Genomic DNA, 21648 nt, shown 5'->3' on the forward strand with positions numbered 1-21648 from the left:
GCGGCCTGGGTTTACGACTCGCGGGTCAGGGGCCTATGCCGCGGCAGGGGCGGGTTCGGAGGTCGGCCACGTAGTCGTCGGGGGCCCCCGCGGCTTCGGCCGCGTCGGCCACCACGCCGATGTAGCGGGCCGACGGGAGCCCGCCCTCGTAGGCGTCCAGGACGTAGAGCCAGGCGGTCACCGAGCCTTCCAGGGTCTGGACCCGGAGTCTGATCTTCTTGTAGAGGCCCAGCGCTCCCTCCCACCTGTCGAGGCGGGACTCGTCGCGCGGGCTCACGTCGTAGAGCACGCAGAAGACCTGCGACTCGGGGTCCTCGACGATGGTGGCGAGCGCGCCCTCCCAGCCCAGGTCCTCGCCACCGAACGACAGACGCCAACCGGCGAGCCACCCGGTCCCCGCCATGGGGGAGTACGGGGCTCGCTCCATCATCTGGTTCGGGTCCATGTTGGACCCGTACGCGGCATAGAGCGGCACGACCACAGCCTAGCGACACCGCGATCACCGCGAGGCACGAGAAGACCGGACGACACGCCCCCGTACCCGACCGCGTACCGTTGACACCGGTCGCAAACGGCGCAAACAGCGCCGGCACCAGCGCCGACAACCCGAGGAGGACGTGTCGTGACCCGCATCGTCATCATGGGCGGTGGCCCCGCAGGTTACGAGGCGGCACTGGTCGCGGCCCAGCACGGGGCCGACGTGACCATCGTCGAGAACGAGGGCCTGGGCGGCGCCTGCGTGCTCTACGACTGCGTGCCGTCCAAGACGTTCATCGCCTCCGCCGGTGGCCGCAGCGCCTTTCGCAACGCCGGTGAGCTGGGCATCCGCACCAACAACGCCGCCGCCGAGGTGGAACTGCCGGTCGTCCACGGCCGGGTGAAGGGCCTCGCGCTCGCCCAGTCCGCGGACGTCCGCGCCCGCCTCCAGCGCGAGGGCGTGCGGATCGTCAACGGCACCGCGAAGTTCTGCGACGGCGCCAAGGGCCTCGCCCAGCACGAGGTGGTGGCGCTGGCGGACGACGGCACCACGGAGGTGCTGCCGGCCGACGTCGTGCTCATCGCCACGGGCGCGACCCCGCGCGTGTTGCCGGGCGCCGAGCCGGACGGCAAGCGCGTCCTCACCTGGCGCCAGATCTACGACCTCCCGGAACTCCCCGAGCACCTGGCCGTCATCGGTTCGGGTGTCACCGGTGTGGAGTTCGCCTCCGCCTACACCGAACTGGGCGTGAAGGTGACCATGGTCTCGTCCCGCGACCGGGTGCTCCCGCACGAGGACGCCGACGCGGCGGCCGTGCTGGAGGACGTGTTCGCCGAACGCGGCACGGCGGTGGTCAAGCACGCCCGCGCGGACCGGGTGGAGAACACCGGCGAGGGTGTCCTGATTCACCTGGAGGACGGTCGCACGATCGAGGCCAGCCACGCGCTCATGACGGTCGGCTCCGTCCCGAACACCGCCGACCTGGGCCTGGACAAGATCGGCATCGAACTGGGCCGCGGCGGCTACATCCCGGTCGACCGGGTGTCGCGCACGAACGTCTCCGGCGTCTACGCGGCGGGCGACTGCACGGGCGTGCTGCTGCTCGCGTCCGTGGCGGCCATGCAGGGCCGCATCGCCATGTGGCACGCCCTGGGCGAGGGCGTGAGCCCGATCAAGCTCAAGACGGTCGCGGCGAACGTGTTCACCAACCCGGAGATCGCGAGCGTCGGCATCAGCCAGCAGGCGATCGACTCGGGCACCGTGCCCGCCCGCACCGTCATGCTGCCGCTGGCCACGAACCCGCGTGCCAAGATGGAGGGCCTGCGGCGGGGCTTCGTGAAGCTGTTCTGCCGTCCGGCGACCGGCGTGGTCATCGGCGGTGTCGTGGTCGCGCCGAACGCCAGCGAGCTGATCCTGGCGATCGCGCTGGCCGTGCAGAACCAGCTGACCGTGGAGGACCTGGCCACCACGTTCTCGGTGTACCCGTCGCTGACGGGGTCGCTCACCGAGGCCGGCCGCCAGCTCATGCGCCACGACGACCTGGACTGAGCCCGGTCCCCCGGGGGGGGGAGGGCGGCAGCACCCTCCCCGGGGGAGCCCGATCACTCCACCCAGTCGAAGGTCCTGGTCACGGCCTTCTTCCACAGGGCGTACTGCGTCTCGCGGGTCTCGTCGTCCATGTCCGGGTCCCACTGCTTGTCCTGGGCCCAGTTCTGCCGGATGTCGTCCTCGGACTCCCAGAACCCGACCGCGAGCCCGGCGGCGTAGGCGGCGCCCAGGGCCGTGGTCTCGCTGACCACGGGGCGGATCACCGGCACGCCGAGGATGTCCGCCTGGAACTGCATGAGCAGCTCGTTCACGACCATGCCGCCGTCGACCTTCAACGAGGTCAGCGCCACGCCCGAGTCGGCGTTCATCGCGTCGATCACCTCGCGGGTCTGGAACGCCGTGGCCTCCAGCACCGCGCGGGCCAGGTGGCCCCTGTTGACGAAGCGGGTCAGGCCGACGATCGCGCCGCGCGCGTCGGACCGCCAGTACGGCGCGAACAGGCCGGAGAACGCGGGCACGAAGTACGCGCCGCCGTTGTCGTCCACGGTGCGGGCGTGCTCCTCGACCTCGGCGGCCGTGGTGATCATGCCGAGGTTGTCGCGCAGCCACTGCACGAGCGAGCCGGTCACCGCGATCGACCCCTCCAGCGCGTACACCGGGTCGGCCGAGCCGATCTTGTAGCAGACCGTCGTGAGCAGGCCGTTCTCGCTCATCACCTTCTCGGTGCCGGTGTTGAGCAGCACGAAGTTGCCGGTGCCGTAGGTGTTCTTGGCCTCGCCCGGCGACAGGCACGCCTGGCCGAACGTGGCGGCCTGCTGGTCGCCGAGGATGCCCGCGATCGGCACGCCCGCGAGCGCGCCGCGCTCGCGCACCCTGCCGTACTCCTCGGACGACGACCGGATCTCCGGCAGCATCGACAGCGGGATGCCCATGTCGGCGGCGATGCCCTCGTCCCAGCTCAGCGTGTCGAGGTCCATCAGCAGCGTGCGGGAGGCGTTGGTGGGGTCGGTGACGTGCACGCCGCCGTCCACGCCGCCCGTCATGTTCCACAGCACCCAGGTGTCCATGTTGCCGAACACCAGGTCGCCGGCCTCGGCCTTCTCCCGGGCGCCCTCGACGTTTTCCAGGACCCAGCGCACCTTCGGGCCGGAGAAGTAGGTGGCCAGCGGCAGGCCGGTCCTGTCGCGGTAGCGCTCCTGGCCGCCGCCCAGCTCGCCCAGCGCGCGGCAGATCGCGTCGGTGCGGGTGTCCTGCCACACGATCGCGTTGTAGACGGGTCGCCCGGTGGTGCGGTCCCAGACCACGGCGGTCTCGCGCTGGTTGGTGATGCCGACCGCGGCGATGTCGCCCGCGTTCAGGTCGGCCCTGGCCAGCGCGCCCGCGGCGACTTGGCGGGTGTTCGCCCACACCTCGGTCGGGTCGTGCTCGACCCACCCGGCCCTCGGGAAGATCTGCTCGTGCTCCTTCTGGTCGACCGCGACCACCCGCCCCGAGCGGTCGAAGATCATGCACCGGGTCGACGTGGTGCCCTGGTCGATCGCGGCCACGTACTTCGTCATGGGGATGCGTCCTTTCAGACGGGCAGAACCAGGTAGAGGAGTCCGGCGAGCACCGCGCCGAGGAGCGGGCCGACGACCGGCACCCAGGCGTAGCCCCACTCGGCGCTGCCCTTGCCCCGGATGGGCAGGACGGCGTAGGCGATGCGGGGGCCGAGGTCGCGGGCGGGGTTGATGGCGTACCCGGTGGGGCCGCCGAGGGAGTTGCCGATGCCGATGACGACGAACGCGACGCCGGCGTAGCCCAGCGCGGAGTTGCCGAGCTGCGGCACGCCGTCGGCCGCCTCCTTCGCGGCCGGGCTGAGCAGCACCCAGGCGACCAGCACGAACGTGCCGATGACCTCGGTGACGACGTTCCACGGCGCGCTGGGCACGGTCGGGCCGGTGCAGAAGATGCCGCGCGTGCCGGCGGGGTCGTCGTGCGTGTCGAACTGCTTCTTGTAGGTGAGCCACGCGAGCACCGCGCCGAGGAACGCGCCGACCAGCTGCGCGGCGAAGTAGACCGGCACCTGGCCCCACGGGAGCTTGTCCGCGACGGCCAGCCCGAGGGTCACCGCCGGGTTGAGGTGAGCGCCGCTCGGCGCGGCGATGCTGGCACCCGCGAAGACCGCGAAACCCCAGCCGAAGTTGATCAGAAGCCACCCGCCCGAGTTGCCGAGTGCACTCTTCAGGGTGACGTTCGCGACGACGCCCGCGCCCATCAGGATCAGCACCGCGGTGCCGAGGACTTCCCACACGAAGATCGCGCCACTGCTCATCCGCCGACCTCCTCGCCTTCGCAGGAGGCAGCACTGTCCGGGTCCGGCGGCGCTGCCCACCCCACAACGCCGCTGACGCTAACTCCGACCTGATCAATTGTCCACGGGTGGCGTACCGGCGGGTAACGTGGTCGAGTCAGTCCTGGTCGGAGTTTCCGGTCGACGTCGGCATCAGGGAGGCGAACAGCGTGGTCACGCCCAACCAGCCCGGACGTCTCGGCCCCGACGAGCGCGAGCGCACGTGGGAGCGGCTCGGCGCGGACACCTTCGACGTGGTGATCATCGGTGGCGGCGTGGTGGGTGTCGGCGCGGCCCTGGACGCCGCGACCCGCGGCCTGCGCGTCGCCCTCGTCGAGGCCCGCGACCTGGCCTCCGGGACGTCGAGCCGCTCGTCCAAGCTGTTCCACGGCGGCCTGCGCTACCTGGAGCAGCTGGAGTTCGGCCTGGTCCGCGAGGCCCTGCGGGAGCGCGAGCTCATGCTCACCCGCCTCGCGCCGCACCTGGTCAAGCCGGTGGCGTTCCTGTACCCGCTGACGCGCCGCGCGTGGGAGCGCCCGTACACGGCCGCCGGCCTGCTCATGTACGACACGATGGGCGGCGCCCGCTCGGTGCCCGGCCAGAAGCACCTGTCCCGCGCGGGCGCGCTGCGCATGGTGCCCGCGCTGAAGCCGGACGCACTGGTCGGCGGCATCCGCTACTACGACGCGCAGGCCGACGACGCCCGCCACACGATGATGGTGGGCCGCACCGCCGCCCACTACGGCGCCGTGGTGCGCACCTCGACCCAGGTGGTCGGCTTCCTGAAGGAGGCGGACCGCGTGTCGGGTGTCCGCGTGCGCGACGTCGAGGACGGCCGGGAGACGGACGTCCGCGCGCACGCCGTGATCAACGCGACCGGGGTGTGGACCGACGAGCTGCAACGCCTGTCGGGTTCGCGCGGCCGGTTCCGCGTCCGGGCGTCCAAGGGCGTGCACATCGTCGTCCCGCGCGACCGGATCGTCTCCGAGACGGGCCTGATCCTGCGCACCGAGAAGTCGGTGCTGTTCGTCATCCCGTGGCGCAACCACTGGATCGTCGGCACCACGGACACCGACTGGAACCTCGACCTGGCGCACCCGGCGGCCACCCGCAAGGACATCGACTACGTGCTCGACCACGTCAACTCGGTCCTCGCGACGCCGCTCACGCACGACGACATCGAGGGCGTCTACGCGGGTCTGCGGCCGCTGCTGGCCGGGGAGAGCGAGTCCACGTCGAAGCTGTCGCGCGAGCACGCCGTGGCCCGCGTCGCGCCCGGGCTGGTCGCCATCGCGGGCGGCAAGTACACGACGTACCGGGTGATGGGCGCGGACGCGGTGGACGCCGCCGGGGTGGACCTGCCGGGCCGCATCCAGCCGTCCATCACGGACAAGGTGCCGCTCGTGGGCGCGGACGGCTACCACGCGCTGGTGAACCAGGCCGACCAGCTGGCCACCCGCTACGGCCTGCACCCGTACCGGGTCCGCCACCTGCTCGACCGCTACGGCTCCCTGGTCCACGAGGTGCTGGCGTCCGCCGGTCCCGACCTGCTCAAGCCGGTGCCGGCCGCGCCCGACTACCTCCAGGTCGAGGTCACCTACGCCGCGTCCCACGAGGGCGCGCTGCACCTGGAGGACGTGCTGACCCGCCGCACCCGCATCTCGATCGAGTACCCGCACCGCGGCGTCGAGTGCGCCGAACCGGTCGCGCGGCTCATGGCGGGCGTGCTCGGGTGGGACGAGGAGCGCATCGCGCACGAGGTGTCCGTCTACACGACGCGCGTGGAGGCCGAGCGCGCCTCGCAGGCCGAGCCGGACGACCAGGCCGCGGACGCCGTCCGCGCGGCGGCGCCCGAGGCCCGGCCGGAGCTGACCGAACCCGTGAGCTGACGTCCCCGCGGGCGACCGGCGTCCCGCGGCCGGCGCGGGCGGTGAACGCCTTGCCGGGGCGCGGCCACGAGTGCGCCGAGGACGGACTCGATCTTCCGCGCGGCGATGGCGGTACCGTCGGTCCCGTGACGTACGAGATGGGTGTCGTGGTGGCCGAGCGGCGGTTGGAGGCGGTGGCCGGGGACGGCACGCGCGCGTCCGTGGTGATCAGGGTCGGGACGCCCCATCCGGACCCGCTGAGCCGGAACGGCGACTGGTGCTGCCCGCACCAGGTGGTGGGGCTGGGTGACGAGGCGGTTTCGGCGTCGTTCGGGGTGGACTCGCTCCAGGCGCTGCTGCTCGGCGTGTACGCGCTGAGGCTGGGGCTGGCCGCGCGGGCGGAGGAGGCGGGGGTGGAGCTGGACTGGCTGGGCGTGCCGGAGCTGGGCCTGACCGTCGTGCCGCCGGAGTTCGTCCCGCCGGGGTTCGTCCCGCCGGGGTTCGTCCCGCCCAGCGCCTGACCCCGAACCCGTCCGGCCGGTACCCGTCCGGCGGCACCCGGTCGGTCGGCACCCGGTCGGTCGGCCGGATCGTCGGTCCGCTCTGGAAGAATCGAGAACAGGGGTCCCCCGGCGGGGACCCCTGCGCAAGCGTTTGCTCCCCCAGGAGCGCTCCGGGTGGTTCGTCGACCGCTTCCTCAGGCCAGCGCGGCCAGCGCGGCGTGCACCATCACGCGCACGCCGACGATCAGCGCCCGCTCGTCCAGGTCGAACTCCGGCTGGTGCAGGTCCCGCTGCTTGCCCACGCCGTCCCACACGCCCAGGCGGGCGAAGGAACCCGGCACGTGCTCCAGGTACCAGCCGAAGTCCTCGCCGCCGGACGACTGCACGGTGCCCGCCAGCGCGTCCTCGCCCAGGGCCGCCTCGATGCCGGCCCTGAGCAGCATCGTGCTCTCCCGGTCGTTGACGACCGGCGGCACGCCGCGGCGGTGGTGCAGGTCGAAGCCGACCCCGGTGGGGGCCAGCAGTGCGCCGACCAGTTCCTTGATCAGCGGCTCCAGCTCGGCCCAGATGTCCCGGTCGCCGGTGCGCAGCGTGCCGCGCAGCACGCCGTCCTGCGGCACCGCGTTGGGCGCCTCGCCGGCGTGCACGGCGCCCCACACGAGGACCGTGCCCGAACGGGGGTCCACGCGCCGGGACAGCAGGCCCGGCAGGCCGGTGATCACGGTGCCCAGCGCGTGCACGAGGTCGGCGGTCAGGTGCGGCCGGGAGGTGTGGCCGCCGGGCGAGGTGAGGCGCAGCTCCAGCATGTCCGACGCGGACGTGATGGGGCCGATCCTCGTGCCGACGCGGCCGACCTCCAGCCTCGGGTCGCAGTGCAGGCCGAAGATGCGCTCCACGCCGTCCAGGCCACCGGCGGCGAGCACGTCGAGCGCACCGCCCGGCATGACCTCCTCCGCCGGCTGGAACACCAGGCGCACCCGGCCGGGCAGCTCGGTCGCCGAGGCGAGCGCCAGGGCCGCGCCCAGCAGCACGGTGGTGTGCGCGTCGTGCCCGCACGCGTGCATCACGCCGTCCACGGTGGACGCGTACGACGAGCCGCCCGCCTCGGTGATCGGCAGGGCGTCGATGTCGGCGCGCAGGGCCACGCAGCGCGGGCCGGAGCCGACGTCGCAGACCAGGCCGGTGCCGCCGGGCATGATGCGGGGCTTGAGGCCCGCCGAGCGGAGCACCCGGGCGATCAGCTCGGTGGTGGCGTACTCCTTGCGCGACAGCTCGGGGTGCGCGTGGATGTGCCGCCGCCAGGCGACGACCTCGGGGGCGTTCGACGCCAGCCAGTCGTCCAACCAGGAGGGCCCGCGGCCCTCACCGAGATCGTCCACAAGGGCAATGCTGACCCCGTGATCGGTCAACAGCACATCGGCCCCCTCCTCCGGCAGGCGCGCGTCCAGGACCGTCATGCCACACCGCCCAGGAGACGGGCGCGCTGATCGGTGTCCACAGCGGCGGAAATTGTCGTCCAGGCGAGGGCGAGCGCCCCGTCGAGCACGGCTCGGTCGGCCGAAGCCGAGGCACAGGCGTTCGCGAACTCGATTTGGTGGTTCACCGCGTCTCCGCAGTCGATGGCGATGGTCGGGTGGATGGCCGGCAGCGCACGGGTGATGTTGCCCATGTCGGTGCTGCCGATCTTCTCCTTGAGCTCGTCTTCGGGGCTCATGGGATGCCGCCCCAGTTCCGTGACCGCGCGCCGGTAGGCGTCCGCGAGCCACGGGTCGGGGGTCAGCTCGGCGTACACGGGCGAGACCTTGACGACCTCGTGCGTGCAGCCGGTGGCCAGGGCGCCGGCCTCGAAGCAGCGGTTGATCCGCTCCTCCAGCCTGCGCAGGGAGTCCATGTCGTCGGCCCGCAGGTCGAACATCGCCGAGGTCGCGGCGGGCACCACGTTGGGGACGGTGCCCCCGCGGGTGACGATGCCGCTGACCATCTGGCCGGGTTCGAGGTGCTGGCGGGCCAGGCCGATGGCGACCTGGGCGACGGTGATCGCGTCCGCCGCGTTCACGCCGAGGTGGGGCGCGGCGGCGGCGTGCGAGGGCTTGCCGGTGTAGTGGACCTCGACGTCGGTGATGGCGAGCGAGCGCGCGGCCACCGCCTCGTACGGGGCCGGGTGCACCATCATGGAGAACGCCACGTCGTCGAAGACCCCGCGTTCGAGCATCAGCACCTTGCCGCCGCCGACCTCCTCGGCGGGCGTGCCGATCACCCGGACCGTGATGCCGAGGACGTCGGCCAGGTCGCGCAGGGCGAGGGCGGCGCCGGTGGACGCGGCGGCGATGACGTTGTGCCCGCACGCGTGGCCGACCTCGGGCAGGGCGTCGTACTCGGCGCACAGGCCGAGGACCAGCTCGCCGGAGCCGAACGAGGCGGTGAACGCGGTCTCCAGGTCGGCGACGCCGCGCTCGACCTCGAAGCCTTCGGCGGCGAGCAGGTCGGCGACCTTGGCGGCGCTGCGGTGCTCCGCGAACGCCTGCTCGGGTTCCGCGTGGATGCTGCGGGACAGGTCCACCAGGGCGGTCGAGTACCGCTCGACGGCCGAGCGCGTGCTCATCGTGAAGTCGGTACTCATTTCACATCCATCCTGCATCAGGCCCGTGAGCCGCGACGCCCCTCACGCCGGTCAACCGGCAACCGGTCGCGGGGGTGCGCCAAGCGGTGCTCGAGTATCGGTCGTACCGATCAACTCTGCGCAGGCACTTCTACAGGGGGACCATATACCGACCGGCCCGTCCCAGTGAGTGGAACGCTATCCCTTCTTGCCCGCCCGCCACTTCGACCACCGCTTCTTGTTGCGCCAATACACGAGGGCGAACAAGAGCAGCGCGATACCGCCGAGCCACAACTTCTTGCGGGTGTCCGTCGACGGCGCGGGCTCCTGCGGCGCGTCGACGGCGGGACCCGGGCCCACCGTGGTGCCGGGCTGGAGCGTCTCGTTGCCCGGCGCGGGGGTGTCCGCGGGCTGCACGACGTGCCGGACCTGCGACGACGGCGCGGCCGACGCTGTGCCCGACACGGTGAGAGCACCGGCCAGCACCACTAAGCACACCGCGAACGCAGATCGCCACATGGTTGCCAAGCCTAGTCACCGCACAGTCCGGTTACCACTGCCCGTGGTCCGCCAAACCGGTGGGTCGTTCACGAAGCGTGTGTACTTGTACGCAGAAAGTGCACACCTTCAGGTCTTATACGTCCCGGAACGCATCCAATATACGATCGGCGGCCAATGTGGGGGTCAGTTCGCCATCCCGCACCTGCCGCTCGACCTCGGGCACGATCGAGCGCACGGCCGGCGCCGACCGCAATCGCGTGAGCAGCCGGTCGTGCACCGTCGCCCACGTCCACTCGACCTGCTGGCGGCGGCGGCGCCCGGTCAGCTCGCCCGCGCCCTCCAGCGCCGCCCGGTGCGCGCCGACCTGCTCCCAGAGCGCCTCCAGGCCCGAGCCGTCCAGGCCGCTGCACGTCAGCACTGGCGGGTGCCACAGCGCGTCGGGCGGTCGCAGCAGCCGCAGCGCGCCCGCCAGCTCCCGGGCCGCCCTGCGGGCCTCGCCCTCGTGCGGGCCGTCCGCCTTGTTGACCGCGATGACGTCGGCGAGCTCCAGGACGCCCTTCTTGATGCCCTGGAGCTGGTCGCCGGTGCGCGCCAGCGCGAGGAAGAGGGAGCAGTCGGTCATGTTGGCCACCGCGACCTCGGACTGCCCGACGCCGACGGTCTCGACCAGCACCACGTCGTGCCCCGCGGCCTCGACCAGCACGATCGACTCGCGGGTCGCGCGGGCCACGCCGCCGAGCGTGCCGGAGGTCGGCGAGGGCCGGATGAACGCCGCCGGGTCCACCGCGAGCCGCGCCATCCGCGTCTTGTCGCCCAGGATCGACCCGCCGGTCCGGGTGGACGACGGGTCGACGGCCAGCACGGCCACCCGGTGCCCGAGCCCGGTCAGCATCGTCCCGAACGCGTCGATGAACGTCGACTTGCCGACGCCGGGCACGCCGGTGATGCCGATCCGGTGCGCGTTGCCCGCGTGCGGCAGCAGTTCGACCAGCAGCTCCTGCGCCGCCGCCCGGTGGTCGGGCCTGGTCGACTCGACCAGCGTGATCGCCCGTGCGAGGGTGCCGCGGTCGCCGGCGAGCACGCCCTTCGCGTACTCGCCGACGTCGAGCCGCCTAGGCATCGGCGGGCTGCTCGTGGCCCAACCGGTCGGCGAGCTTGCGCAGCAGGTCGCCCGCGGCGTCCGCGATGACCGTGCCGGGCGGGAAGATCGCCGCCGCCCCGGCCTGGCGCAGCGCGTCGAAGTCCTGCTGCGGGATCACGCCGCCGACCACGATCATGATGTCCTCGCGCCCCAGCTCCGCCAGCGCCTCCCGCAGCGCGGGCACCAGGGTGAGGTGGCCCGCGGCCAGCGACGAGACGCCGACGATGTGCACGTCGGCCTCGACCGCCTGGCGGGCGACCTCGTCCGGGGTCTGGAACAGCGGGCCGACGTCCACGTCGAAGCCCAGGTCGGCGAACGCGGTCGCGATCACCTTCTGGCCGCGGTCGTGGCCGTCCTGGCCCATCTTGGCGACCAGGATGCGCGGCCGGCGGCCCTCCTCCTCGGCGAAGCGCTCGACCACCTCGCGGGTGGCGTCCAGGTTCGACACGGAACCCGCCTCCTGCCGGTAGACGCCGGTGATGGTGCGGATCTGCGCGGAGTGGCGGCCCCACACGCGGCCCAGGGCCTCGGAGATCTCGCCGACGGTGGCCTTGGCGCGGGCCGCGACGATGGCCAGCTCCAGCAGGTTGCCGTCCCCGCCGGCCGCCGCGGTCAGGGCGTCCAGGGCGCCGTCCACGGCCGCCTGGTCGCGCTCGGAGCGCAGCCGCGCCAGCTTGGCGAGCTGCTGGGCGCGCACCCCGGCGTTGTCGACCTTGAGCACCTCGATCTTCTCGTCGACCTCGACCTGGTACTTGTTCACGCCGATCACCGGCTGCCGCCCGGAGTCGATGCGGGCCTGCGTGCGGGCCGCCGCCTCCTCGATGCGCAGCTTCGGGATGCCCGCGTCGATGGCCTTGGCCATGCCGCCGGCGGCCTCGACCTCGGTGATGTGCGCCCACGCCCGGTGCGCGAGGTCGTGCGTCAGGCGCTCGACGAACGCGCTGCCGCCCCACGGGTCGATCACGCGGGTGGTGCCGGACTCCTGCTGGAGCAGCAGCTGGGTGTTGCGGGCGATGCGCGCGGAGAAGTCCGTGGGCAGGGCCAGCGCCTCGTCCAGCGCGTTGGTGTGCAGCGACTGCGTGTGCCCCTGGGTCGCGGCCATCGCCTCGACGCACGTGCGGGTCACGTTGTTGAACACGTCCTGCGCGGTCAGCGACCAGCCGGACGTCTGGCAGTGCGTGCGCAGGGACAGCGACTTGGGGTTCTCCGGGGCGAAGCCCTTCACCAGCTTGGCCCACAGCAGGCGGGCGGCCCGCAGCTTGGCGACCTCCATGAAGAAGTTCATGCCGATCGCCCAGAAGAACGACAGCCGCGGCGCGAACGCGTCCACGTCGAGGCCCGCGTCCCGGCCCGCGCGCAGGTACTCCACGCCGTCCGCCAGCGTGTACGCCAGCTCCAGGTCGGCCGTCGCGCCGGCCTCCTGCATGTGGTAGCCGGAGATGGAGATCGAGTTGAACTTCGGCATCCGCCGCGAGGTGTACGAGAAGATGTCGGAGATGATCCGCATCGACGGCTGCGGCGGGTAGATGTAGGTGTTGCGGACCATGAACTCCTTGAGGATGTCGTTCTGGATGGTCCCCGCGAGGAGTTCCGGCGCCACCCCCTGCTCCTCGGCCGCGACGACGTAGAGCGCGAGGACCGGCAGCACGGCGCCGTTCATGGTCATGGACACGCTCATCCTGTCCAGGGGGATGCCCTCGAACAGCTGCCGCATGTCGTAGATCGAGTCGATCGCCACGCCCGCCATGCCCACGTCGCCGGCCACGCGCGGGTGGTCGGAGTCGTAGCCGCGGTGCGTGGCCAGGTCGAACGCGACGGACAGGCCCTTCTGGCCGGCCGCGAGGTTGCGGCGGTAGAAGGCGTTCGACTCCTCGGCGGTGGAGAACCCGGCGTACTGCCGGATGGTCCACGGCTGGTTGACGTACATGGTCGGGTACGGGCCGCGCAGGAACGGCGCGATGCCCGGGTAGGTGCCCAGGAAGTCCAGTCCCTCGGTGTCGGCCCCGCTGTAGACGGGTTTGACGCCGATGCCCTCCGGCGTCTCCCACGCGAGCGCGTCGGCGCCCTTGCCGGTCGCCTCCTGGAGCGCCTGCTGCCACTCGGCGGCGGTCGACGGCGTCGGCTCCCCGAGGTCGACGTCGGCGAAGTTCGGGATCATCGCTGCACTCCGAGGAGGTCGAAGGTGCGCTCCAGGACGTCGAGCGCCTTGCACCCGGTGAAGACGTGCTCGTCGATCGACGCGTCGGACGCCCTGCCGGCCAGCAGGACCCGTTCGGCGCCCGCCTCGCGCAGCGCGTCGGCGACGGGCGCGGCCAGTTCGGCGTAGCCCTTGTCGCTGCCGCACAGGCAGGCGACGCGGGCGCCGCTGGCGCGGAACGCCGCGACGACGTCGTCCGCGGTCCTCGTCGGGCCGGCGCTCGGCGTCTCGATACCGCCCGCCTGGAACAGGTTGGCCGCGAACGTGGCGCGCGCGGTGTGCGCGGCGACCGGGCCGAGCGTGGCCAGGAAGACCTTGGGCCGCTCGGGGGCCGCGTCGGCGGCGTCGCGCAGCGCCTCGTACTCCTGGGCGTAGCGGACGCGCGGCAGGCCGCCCGCCCGCTCCCCCGGACCAGGCTCCCCGGCACCCGGCTCCCCGGGCGCGGGCGGGCGCACGACGGGCCGCTCGGCCGGGTCCGGGAACTCGCTGACGCCGGTGATGGCGTCGGTGCGGTCGGCCAGGTTCTCCCGCCGCTTCGCCCACGTCTCCGCGATCTCGCCCGCGACCAGGTCGAACGCCTTCGGCAGGCCGCCCGCGGCCTCGATGCGGCGGAACCAGTCCCAGGCGGCGCGCGCCAGGTCGTCGGTCAGCTTCTCCACGTACCAGGAGCCGCCCGCCGGGTCGATCACGCCCGCCAGCTTCGACTCCTCCAGCAGCAGCGACTGCGTGTTGCGCGCGACGCGCCGGGAGAAGTCGTCGGCCAGGCCGATGGCCGCGTCGAACGGCAGCACGGTCACCGCGTCCGCGCCGCCCAGGCCCGCGCCGAAGCACGCCACGGTGGTGCGCAGCATGTTCACCCACGGGTCGCGGCGGGTCATCATCGCGGGCGAGGTCACCGCGTGCTGGAGCTGCGGGGCGGGTGCGCCGGAGACCTCGGTGACCCGCGCCCACAGCCGCCGGGCGGCGCGGAACTTCGCGATGGTGAGGAACTGGTCGGCGGTGGCCGCGTACCGGAACTCCAGCAGCCGCACGGCCTCGGCCGCGGTCAGGCCCGCCTCGGTGAGGTGCCGCAGGTACGCCACACCGGTCGCGAGGGACGCGCCCAGCTCCTGGGCGTCGGACCCGCCCGCCTCGTGGAACGGCAGGCCGTCCACGACGACGAGGCGCAGCTCGGGGAACCCGCGGGCCTTGCCGAGCAGGTCGGTGAGGGCGGCCAGGTCGGCGGGCTGCCCGGTGCGTGCCCGCACGCCCAGCGGGTCCGCGCCCACGTTGCCGCGCACCTGGCTCGGCAGCACGGGCCGCTGGTCCCAGACCCGGAGCATGGCGCGCCCGGCGGCGAGGAAGTCCGCGCCGCCGTCGACGACCACGGGCGCCAGGTCGAGGTAGACGTCGGCGAGCACGTCGTCGTACGAGGCGGGGTCGAGGCCCTTGAGCCACAGCGACGTGACGCCGTTCTCCAGGTCCGCCGTCACCGCGTCCCGGTCGGCGACCCGGTGCTGCTGGCGGACGTCCCAGCCGTCGACCGAGCCCTGCGGCCGGCCGCCCCTGGTGAAGGGGGGCAGGCCGGGGAACCCGGCGGCCGGGGCCTCGTCGGCGGCGGTGTAGAGCGGCTGCACGTCGATGCCGTCGTAGGTGGTGGTGACCAGCGACCCGAAGTCGGCGCCCGACTTGCGGAGCACGCCGCGCACGAGGTCGAGCCACGCCTCCCGGGCGGGGGTGGGGAACTCGGCGGCCAGCGCCAACTCGCCTGACGGTTCCATCATGCTCCGCAGTGTTACTCACCAGTAGTACGACGGCTATGTGAGGTTCACCGCCGTGAACGATGCAGACGCCAGTCTTCCACGTTGGGGAATGATGGCCCAGTGGAGGAAGAACAGGGGTCGGCCGGGGGCGACCGCCTGATCGCGGGGCGCTACCGTCTCCGGCACGTCCTGGGCCGGGGGTCGATGGGCACGGTCTGGGCGGCGCACGACGAGGTGCTGCGCCGCGACGTGGCCGTCAAGGAGATCCTCCGCCCCGCGGAGGCGTCGGACGGCGAGGCGGCGCTGCTGCGCGAGCGGACGTTGCGGGAGGCCCGCTCGGCCGCGGCGCTGGCGCACCCGAACCTGGTGACGCTCTACGACGTCGCCCAGGTCGACGGCGACCCCTACGTCGTCATGGAACTGGTCGTCTCGTCCTCCCTGGCCGAGATCGTGCGGCAGCGCGGACCGCTCACCGACGCGCAGGGCGCGGTCGTCGCGGACGCCGTCGCCGCGGGCCTGGAGGCCGCGCACCGGGCGGGCATCACGCACCGGGACGTGAAGCCCGGCAACGTGCTGGTCGCCGACGACGGCCGGGTGAAGCTGACCGATTTCGGGATCGCCCGCAACGTCGCCGAGGCGACGCTCACCAGCCGGGGCATCACGCTCGGCACACCCGCCTACATCGCGCCCGAGGTGGCCGCGGGCGAGGCGGTGTCGCCGGTCGCCGACCAGTGGTCGCTCGGCGCGACCCTGTTCCACGCGATGACCGGCCGGCAGCCGTACGAGGGCGCGAACGTGCTCCAGACGATCAACCAGGTCGTCGAGGGCGACGTGCCGTCCGCGACGGCGTGCGGCGCGCTGGCGCCGGTGGTGACCGGCCTGATGACGAAGGACCCGGCCGAGCGGATGCCGCTGGCCGAGGTGCGCCGCCTGGTGCGCCCCCTGTTGCCGGACCCCGGGACGGACGTGTTCCCGGCCGGCGCGGAGACCCGACCGGTCGTGCGGGTGGTGCGCCCGCCGCTGGTGAAGCCGAGGATCGCGCCGGACACGCCACTGGCCGACGACCCCGGCCCCCTGCCGTTCCCGGTGCACCCCACCGCGACCCGCTCGCCGAGCCGGTCGCGCCCCCTGACGTCGGTGCTGGTGGCGCTGGGCGCCGCGGTGCTGTTCGCGATCGGTGGCGCCTCGGGCTTCGCGCTGACCCGGACCGTGGCCGGCGCCCCGCTGCTGCCCCCGCCCGCGGACACCGGGACGCCGTCCCTGCCCGCGATCACCGAGCCCCCGTCGTTCGTCCCGACCACCGCCTCGGCCGCGTCGGCGAAGGGCGAGCAGGGCGCCGGCTTCACCATCGACGTCGGCCCGGACTGGACGAGCTTCCTGGAGCAGCGGACCAACGAGGGCCTGGCGCCGGGCACCGTCGTGCACCTGGTCGCGCCCGGCGGGGTGCGCGAGGTGACGGTGCAGCGCTTCCCGGACTACTACCCGGCGCACGACGTCGGCGACTACATCGCCTTCATCCGGGCGAAGTGGGGCGAGGACTACTTCTACGAGACGCCGGCGGAGCCCACCGACGTCCTCCCGCCGGGCGGCCCCGAGCGGGGGGTCGGCTACAGCTACCGCACGGCCGAGCGCGCCACGGTCCGGTCGCGCGCGGGCGCCCCGGCGCCACCCGACCTGCGCCGCACCCACTACTCCCGCGTCCTGCCGCGCGGGGCCGACCTGTGGGTGGTGGAGGTCGTGGTGCCGACGGAGCAGGAGGCGACGGGGCGGGACCTGTTCACGACGATCGCGCCGACGCTCGTGGTGACCGGCTAGCCGGCTCGCGGGCAGCGGCCGGGAGCGGCGGTTAGGCTGCCGTGCCGTGACCGCCATCAGTGAGAACACCACACCGGAGGCCCTGGCCACGGAGGCCGCCCAGGCGCTGGCCGAGCGGACCGGGGTGGGCAAGCACGACATCGCCGTCGTCCTCGGCTCGGGTTGGCGCCCGGCCGCCGACCTGATCGGGGAACCCGCCGCCGAGGTGCCGATGGCCGAACTGCCCGGCTTCGCGGCGCCCACCGCCGTCGGGCACGGCGGGACGCTGCGGTCGGTGCCGGTCGGCGACAAGAACGTGCTGGTCATGCTCGGTCGGACGCACGGGTACGAGGGCAAGGGCGTGGAGCGGGTCGTGCACGGCGTGCGCACCGCCGCCGCGGCCGGGGTGCGCGCGGTCGTCCTGACCAACGCCGCCGGCGGCCTGCGGCAGGGCATGTCGGTCGGGCAGCCCGTGCTGATCAGCGACCACCTGAACCTCACCGCGTCGTCGCCGCTGGTCGGGGCGCGGTTCGTGGACCTGACCGACCTGTACTCGCCGCGGCTGCGCGACCTCGCCCGGCGGATCGACCCGTCGCTGGAGGAGGGCGTCTACGCGGGCCTGCCCGGTCCGCACTTCGAGACGCCCGCCGAGATCCGGATGCTGCGCACCATGGGCGCCGACCTGGTCGGCATGTCCACCGTGCTGGAGGCCATCGCGGCCCGCGCCGAGGGCGTCGAGGTGTTCGGGCTGTCCCTGGTCACGAACCTCGCCGCGGGCATCACGGGCGAACCGCTCAACCACCAGGAGGTGCTGGAGGCCGGGCAGGCCGCCGCCAGCCGGATGGGCGCGCTCCTGCGCGACCTGGTGACCCGCGCGGACCTGGTGGCGCGGGCATGAGCCTGGCACCGGCGTCGCGCGACGCCGCGTTCCGGTGGATCGCGGACGACCCCGACCCGGCCACCCGCGCCGAGCTCCAGGGCGTGCTGGCGCGGGCCATGGGCGGCGACCCGGTGGCGGTCGACGAGCTGGCCGACCGGATGAACGGGCCGCTCACGTTCGGCACCGCCGGGCTGCGCGGCCCCGTGCGCGCCGGGCCCAACGGCATGAACCGGGCCGTCGTCGTGCGCACCACGGCCGGGCTGGCCGCGTGGCTCGCGGCGAACGGGCACACCGGCACGGTGTTCGTCGGCCGCGACGCCCGGCACGGCTCGGAGGACTTCGCCGCCGCGGCGGCCGGGGTGCTGGCCGCCGCCGGTTTCGACGTGCGCGCGCTCCCCCGGCCGCTGCCGACGCCGGTCCTCGCGTTCCTGGTCAAGCGGCACGGCGCGGTGGCGGGCGTGCAGATCACCGCCTCGCACAACCCGCCCGCCGACAACGGCTACAAGCTGTACCTGGCGGGCGGCGGGCAGATCGTGCCGCCGGAGGACCGGGAGATCGAGGCCGCGATCCGCGCGGTGCCCGCGGCGGTGTCCGTGCCGCTGGCGGAGTCGTGGGGGACCGTGACCGACGCCGAGGTGGACGAGTACCTGGAGCGGGTCGCGTCACTGCCCCGCGGCACGGCGCGCGACCTGCGGGTGGTGTTGACGCCGATGCACGGCGTGGGCGGCGCGACGGCCGTGGACGCGTTGCGGCGGGCCGGGTTCACCGACGTGCGGGTCGTGCGCGAGCAGGCCGTGCCGGACGCGGACTTCCCCACCGTGGCGTTCCCCAACCCGGAGGAGCCGGGTGCGGCGGACCGCCTGCTCGCGCTCGCCGCGGAGGTCGACGCGGACCTGGCGATCGCGCTCGACCCGGACGCCGACCGGTGCGCGCTGGGCGTGCGGGAGCGCGACGGGTCGTGGCGGATGCTGCGCGGCGACGAGACCGGCGTGCTGCTCGGTTCGCTCGTCCTGTCCACGGTGGACCGGCCGGACCCGCTGGTGGCCACGACGATCGTGTCGTCGTCGCTGCTGGGGTCCGTCGCGGCGGCGCACGGCGCCCGGTACGCCGAGACGCTCACCGGGTTCAAGTGGCTGGTCCGCGCGGGCGAGGGGCTGGTGTTCGCCTACGAGGAGGCGCTGGGCACCTGCGTCGACCCGGACGCGGTGAACGACAAGGACGGCATCTCGGCGGCCGTCCTCGCGTGCGACCTGGCGGCGGGCCTGAAGGCGTCCGGACGCGACCTGCTCGACGCGCTCGACCAGCTCGCCGTCGACCACGGCCTGCACCTGACCGACCAGGTGTCGCTGCGGTTCACCGACCTGTCGCTGATCGGGTCGCTGATGGCGCGGCTGCGCGCCGAGCCGCCGGCCGGTTTCGCCTTCGAGGACCTGCTGCCGCGGGCCGACGTGGTGCGGCTGACGGCCGAGGGCGTGCGGGTCGTCGTGCGGCCGTCCGGCACCGAGCCGAAGCTGAAGGCGTACCTGGAGGTCGTCGAACCCGTGTCGGACGACCTGCCGGCGGCCCGCGAACGCGCCACGACCCGGCTGGCCGAGCTGCGCGCCCGCGTGTCGGAACTGCTCGCGACCTGAGCGGCGCCCGGGACCCGACTAGGACATGATCGCGATCACCAGGCACAGCACGGCGACCGCGAGCGCACCGCCCGCCACCAGGTACGGCCGCCTGGTCGGCGGGCTCACGCGGTTCGGCCGGTTCTCGGTGATGGCGGCGATCGAGATGCGCCCGGCGACGTAGCCCGCGGTGCACAGCGCGACGCCGACCGCCAGGATCATCGTGTTGACCTCCCACGGGCTGTGGTCGACGCCCGGCCACAGCGAGATCGCGACCAGCGGCAGGCCGATCAGGACGAGCGAGAGGCCGACGCCGCCGCCCCAGGCGATCCTGCGGTTGCGCTCCATCGTGGCGATGCTGCGAGTTTCCATGACTCCCTCCCGGTCACCATTAAAGACGCGCGGGGGCCGCGCCGGTTCCCCGCGACAGATGTCGATCATGCACCAGGGCGGGTCGACGACGGCCGGTGGGACATCCCCGACCTCCAGCCGACCACACCTCGCCGCCCGCCGCACCACCGCGGGGTCCCCGGTCGACCGCACAGGCGGTCACCACTCCCGACGAATCCGGGCAGCACCGCGATTGCGCGCGGGACCGCTCCACGGCACCCTCGGCGGGATGCCGCGCCTGCTGATCGTCCACCACACCCCGTCACCGGCGATGCACGACCTGTTCGAGGCCGTCGTGGCCGGGGCGAACGACCCCGGGGTCGCGGGGGTCGAGGTGGTGCGCGTGCCGGCGCTGTCCGCGACGGCGTCCGACGTGCTCGCGGCCGACGGGTTCGTGCTCGGCACGCCCGTCAACATCGGGTACGTCAGCGGCGCGTTGAAGCACTTCTTCGACACCGTCTACTACCCGTGCCTCGACGCCACCCGCGGCCGGCCGTTCGGCGCCTACGTGCACGGCAACCAGGGCACCGAGGGCGCGGTGAAGGCGATCCGGGACATCACGACCGGGCTCGGGTGGGCGCCGGTGGGCGAGACCGTGTCGATCACCGGCGCACCGGACCGGGCCGCGCGGGAGCGGTGCTACGAGCTGGGCGGCGTGGTCGCCGCCACGATCATGTGAACGGCCCGGCGCGGTCGACCGCGCCGGGCCCGCTCCGTCGGCTCAGCCGTTGGACAGCTCGAGCATCTCCGGCGTGTACCGCTCGCCGGCGACGGTCGACGCGGCCGCCCCGATCACCCGCAGGTCGTCGTCCGTCAGCTCCAGGTCGGCGGCGGCGACGTTCTCCTCCAGGTAGGCCACCCGCTTGGTGCCGGGGATCGGCACGACGTCCGGCCCCTGGTGGTGCACCCACGCCAGGGCGAGCTGACCCGCGGTGACGCCGCGCTCGGCCGCGAGCGCGCGGAGCGCCTCGACGATCGCGGTGTTGCGGGCGAAGTTCTCCTCCGCGAACCGCGGGAGGCCGCGGCGCACGTCGTCGTCGGCCAGGTCGTCGACGGACCGGACGCGGCCGGTCAGGAAGCCCCGCCCGAGCGGCGAGAACGGCACGAGGCCGATACCCAGCTCACGGCACGTGGGCACCACGTCCGCCTCGACGTCGCGCGTCCACAGCGACCACTCGCTCTGGAGCGCGGCGATCGGGTGCACGGCGTGGGCGCGGCGGATCGTGGCGGCCGACGCCTCGGACATGCCGAGGTGCCGCACCTTGCCCTCCGCGACCAGCTCGGCCATCGCGCCGATGGTCTCCTCGACGGGCACGGTCGGGTCGACGCGGTGCTGGTAGTACAGGTCCACGTGGTCGACGCCGAGCCGACGCAGCGACGCCTCGGCCGCCTGCCGCACGTACGCCGCGTCGCCGCGCGGGCGGCGGTCGGGGTCGGCGAGGGAGAACTTGGTCGCGAGGACGACCCGGTCGCGGCGGTCCGCGACGGCCCGCCCCACCAGTTCCTCGTTGGCACCCGCGCCGTAGACGTCGGCCGTGTCGAGGAGCACGACACCGAGGTCGAGGGCGCGGTGGACGGTGGCGATCGACTCGCGTTCGTCGCCCGCGCCGTACGACTGGCTCATGCCCATGCAGCCCAGGCCCTGCCGACCCGCTTCGAGTCCGCCCAGCAGCGTCACGCCGTGATCCCTTCCGCGAAGGTGTGCTCGATCTGCTCGTAGTGGGAGATCTTGTGGTCAAGCACCTCCAGGCAGGACTGCAACTCGGCGATCCGCGCGCGCACCGACGCGCGGTGCTCGAACAGCAACTGCTTGCGCCTGCCCGCGGTCACCACGCCGCGGTGCCTGAGCTGCGCGTACTCGCGCATCATGCGGATCGGCATGCCGGTCGTGCGCATGCGGGTGAGGAAGTGGAGCCAGCCCAGGTCGTCGTCGCTGTAGGTGCGCCGCCCGCCCGAGTCCCTCGCGGGCGGGTCCACCAGGCCGATGCGTTCGTAGTAGCGCAGCGTGTCGATGGACAGCCCGCTGCGCTGCGCCGCCTGGGCGATCGAGTAAGTCACCGGACGA

At 73.4% G+C, this 21648-nt stretch carries 19 protein-coding genes; 7 read left to right on the forward strand and 12 right to left on the reverse strand.

Annotated features, from left to right (window positions below):
- Nucleotides 1–25 precede the first annotated feature (25 nt).
- A complete protein-coding gene (locus CKY47_RS25250; RefSeq protein ID WP_306748613.1) occupies nt 26–475 on the reverse strand; it encodes a gamma-glutamylcyclotransferase family protein in 450 nt (149 codons plus the stop codon).
- Between the two features lie 147 nt (nt 476–622).
- Between CKY47_RS25250 and CKY47_RS25255 the strand changes: the two genes are divergently transcribed.
- Nucleotides 623–2026, forward strand: a complete 1404-nt coding sequence (locus CKY47_RS25255) for an NAD(P)H-quinone dehydrogenase (protein WP_306748615.1) — start codon at nt 623–625, stop codon at nt 2024–2026.
- 53 nt (nt 2027–2079) lie between these two features.
- On the opposite strand, the gene glpK is transcribed toward CKY47_RS25255, so the two are convergent.
- Both glpK and CKY47_RS25265 read right to left on the reverse strand, forming a co-directional pair.
- The gene (gene glpK, locus CKY47_RS25260) at nt 2080–3585 is read right to left on the reverse strand and encodes a glycerol kinase GlpK (protein WP_306748616.1); all 1506 of its coding nucleotides are present in this window, start codon (nt 3583–3585) and stop codon (nt 2080–2082) included.
- Nucleotides 3586–3599: 14 nt separating this feature from the next.
- The gene (locus tag CKY47_RS25265; RefSeq protein ID WP_306748617.1) at nt 3600–4340 is read right to left on the reverse strand and encodes an MIP/aquaporin family protein; all 741 of its coding nucleotides are present in this window, start codon (nt 4338–4340) and stop codon (nt 3600–3602) included.
- A gap of 188 nt (nt 4341–4528) precedes the next feature.
- Here CKY47_RS25265 and CKY47_RS25270 point away from each other — a divergent pair, with 188 nt between their 5' ends.
- Nucleotides 4529–6247, forward strand: coding sequence for a glycerol-3-phosphate dehydrogenase/oxidase (locus CKY47_RS25270; protein ID WP_306748618.1), 1719 nt, complete (start codon nt 4529–4531; stop codon nt 6245–6247).
- 125 nt (nt 6248–6372) lie between these two features.
- Complete coding sequence (locus CKY47_RS25275) at nt 6373–6747, forward strand: DUF6968 family protein (RefSeq protein WP_306748619.1); 375 nt, start codon at nt 6373–6375, stop codon at nt 6745–6747.
- 176 nt (nt 6748–6923) lie between these two features.
- Here the strand turns inward: CKY47_RS25275 and CKY47_RS25280 are convergent, their stop codons facing one another.
- The 6 genes from CKY47_RS25280 to CKY47_RS25305 all read right to left on the reverse strand — a co-directional run bounded on the left by CKY47_RS25280 (nt 6924) and on the right by CKY47_RS25305 (nt 14930).
- Complete coding sequence (locus CKY47_RS25280) at nt 6924–8186, reverse strand: amidohydrolase (RefSeq protein WP_306748620.1); 1263 nt, start codon at nt 8184–8186, stop codon at nt 6924–6926.
- Nucleotides 8183–9349 (reverse strand): M20 family metallopeptidase, encoded by a 1167-nt coding sequence (locus CKY47_RS25285; RefSeq protein ID WP_306748623.1) that lies wholly within the window; start codon nt 9347–9349, stop codon nt 8183–8185. The genes CKY47_RS25280 and CKY47_RS25285 overlap by 4 nt, the downstream gene beginning before the upstream one ends.
- Before the next feature lie 177 nt (nt 9350–9526).
- The gene (locus CKY47_RS25290) at nt 9527–9847 is read right to left on the reverse strand and encodes a hypothetical protein (RefSeq protein ID WP_306748624.1); all 321 of its coding nucleotides are present in this window, start codon (nt 9845–9847) and stop codon (nt 9527–9529) included.
- 115 nt (nt 9848–9962) lie between these two features.
- On the reverse strand, nt 9963–10949 hold the full coding sequence (gene meaB, locus CKY47_RS25295; protein ID WP_306748625.1) for a methylmalonyl Co-A mutase-associated GTPase MeaB: 987 nt from the start codon (nt 10947–10949) through the stop codon (nt 9963–9965).
- A complete protein-coding gene (gene scpA / locus CKY47_RS25300) occupies nt 10942–13128 on the reverse strand; it encodes a methylmalonyl-CoA mutase (RefSeq protein ID WP_306748626.1) in 2187 nt (728 codons plus the stop codon). The genes meaB and scpA overlap by 8 nt, the downstream gene beginning before the upstream one ends.
- Nucleotides 13125–14930: a methylmalonyl-CoA mutase family protein gene (locus CKY47_RS25305; protein WP_371320731.1), complete on the reverse strand. Its 1806-nt coding sequence runs from the start codon at nt 14928–14930 to the stop codon at nt 13125–13127. Before CKY47_RS25305 ends, scpA begins: the two co-directional genes overlap by 4 nt.
- A 99-nt stretch (nt 14931–15029) precedes the next feature.
- On the opposite strand from CKY47_RS25305, the gene CKY47_RS25310 reads away from it, so the two are divergent.
- From CKY47_RS25310 to CKY47_RS25320, 3 genes are read left to right on the forward strand one after another with little or no spacing between them, the layout of a single operon-like run.
- Nucleotides 15030–16724: a serine/threonine-protein kinase gene (locus tag CKY47_RS25310; protein WP_306748627.1), complete on the forward strand. Its 1695-nt coding sequence runs from the start codon at nt 15030–15032 to the stop codon at nt 16722–16724.
- 46 nt (nt 16725–16770) lie between these two features.
- On the forward strand, nt 16771–17601 hold the full coding sequence (locus CKY47_RS25315) for a purine-nucleoside phosphorylase (RefSeq protein ID WP_306748628.1): 831 nt from the start codon (nt 16771–16773) through the stop codon (nt 17599–17601).
- Nucleotides 17598–19214, forward strand: coding sequence for a phospho-sugar mutase (locus CKY47_RS25320; protein WP_306748629.1), 1617 nt, complete (start codon nt 17598–17600; stop codon nt 19212–19214). Before CKY47_RS25315 ends, CKY47_RS25320 begins: the two co-directional genes overlap by 4 nt.
- Nucleotides 19215–19232: 18 nt before the next feature.
- On the opposite strand, the gene CKY47_RS25325 is transcribed toward CKY47_RS25320, so the two are convergent.
- Nucleotides 19233–19565 (reverse strand): hypothetical protein, encoded by a 333-nt coding sequence (locus CKY47_RS25325; protein WP_306748630.1) that lies wholly within the window; start codon nt 19563–19565, stop codon nt 19233–19235.
- A gap of 247 nt (nt 19566–19812) precedes the next feature.
- Between CKY47_RS25325 and CKY47_RS25330 the strand changes: the two genes are divergently transcribed.
- A complete protein-coding gene (locus CKY47_RS25330) occupies nt 19813–20262 on the forward strand; it encodes a flavodoxin family protein (protein ID WP_306748631.1) in 450 nt (149 codons plus the stop codon).
- Between the two features lie 42 nt (nt 20263–20304).
- On the opposite strand, the gene CKY47_RS25335 is transcribed toward CKY47_RS25330, so the two are convergent.
- Entirely contained in the window at nt 20305–21213 is a 909-nt protein-coding gene (locus CKY47_RS25335) for an aldo/keto reductase (RefSeq protein WP_306748699.1), read from the reverse strand.
- A gap of 44 nt (nt 21214–21257) precedes the next feature.
- Nucleotides 21258–21641 (reverse strand): MerR family transcriptional regulator, encoded by a 384-nt coding sequence (locus CKY47_RS25340; protein WP_306748632.1) that lies wholly within the window; start codon nt 21639–21641, stop codon nt 21258–21260.
- Between the last annotated feature and the right edge of the window lie 7 nt (nt 21642–21648).

The organism is Saccharothrix longispora (assembly GCF_030852425.1).
GTDB classification, from domain to species: Bacteria; Actinomycetota; Actinomycetes; order Mycobacteriales; family Pseudonocardiaceae; genus Actinosynnema; species Actinosynnema longispora.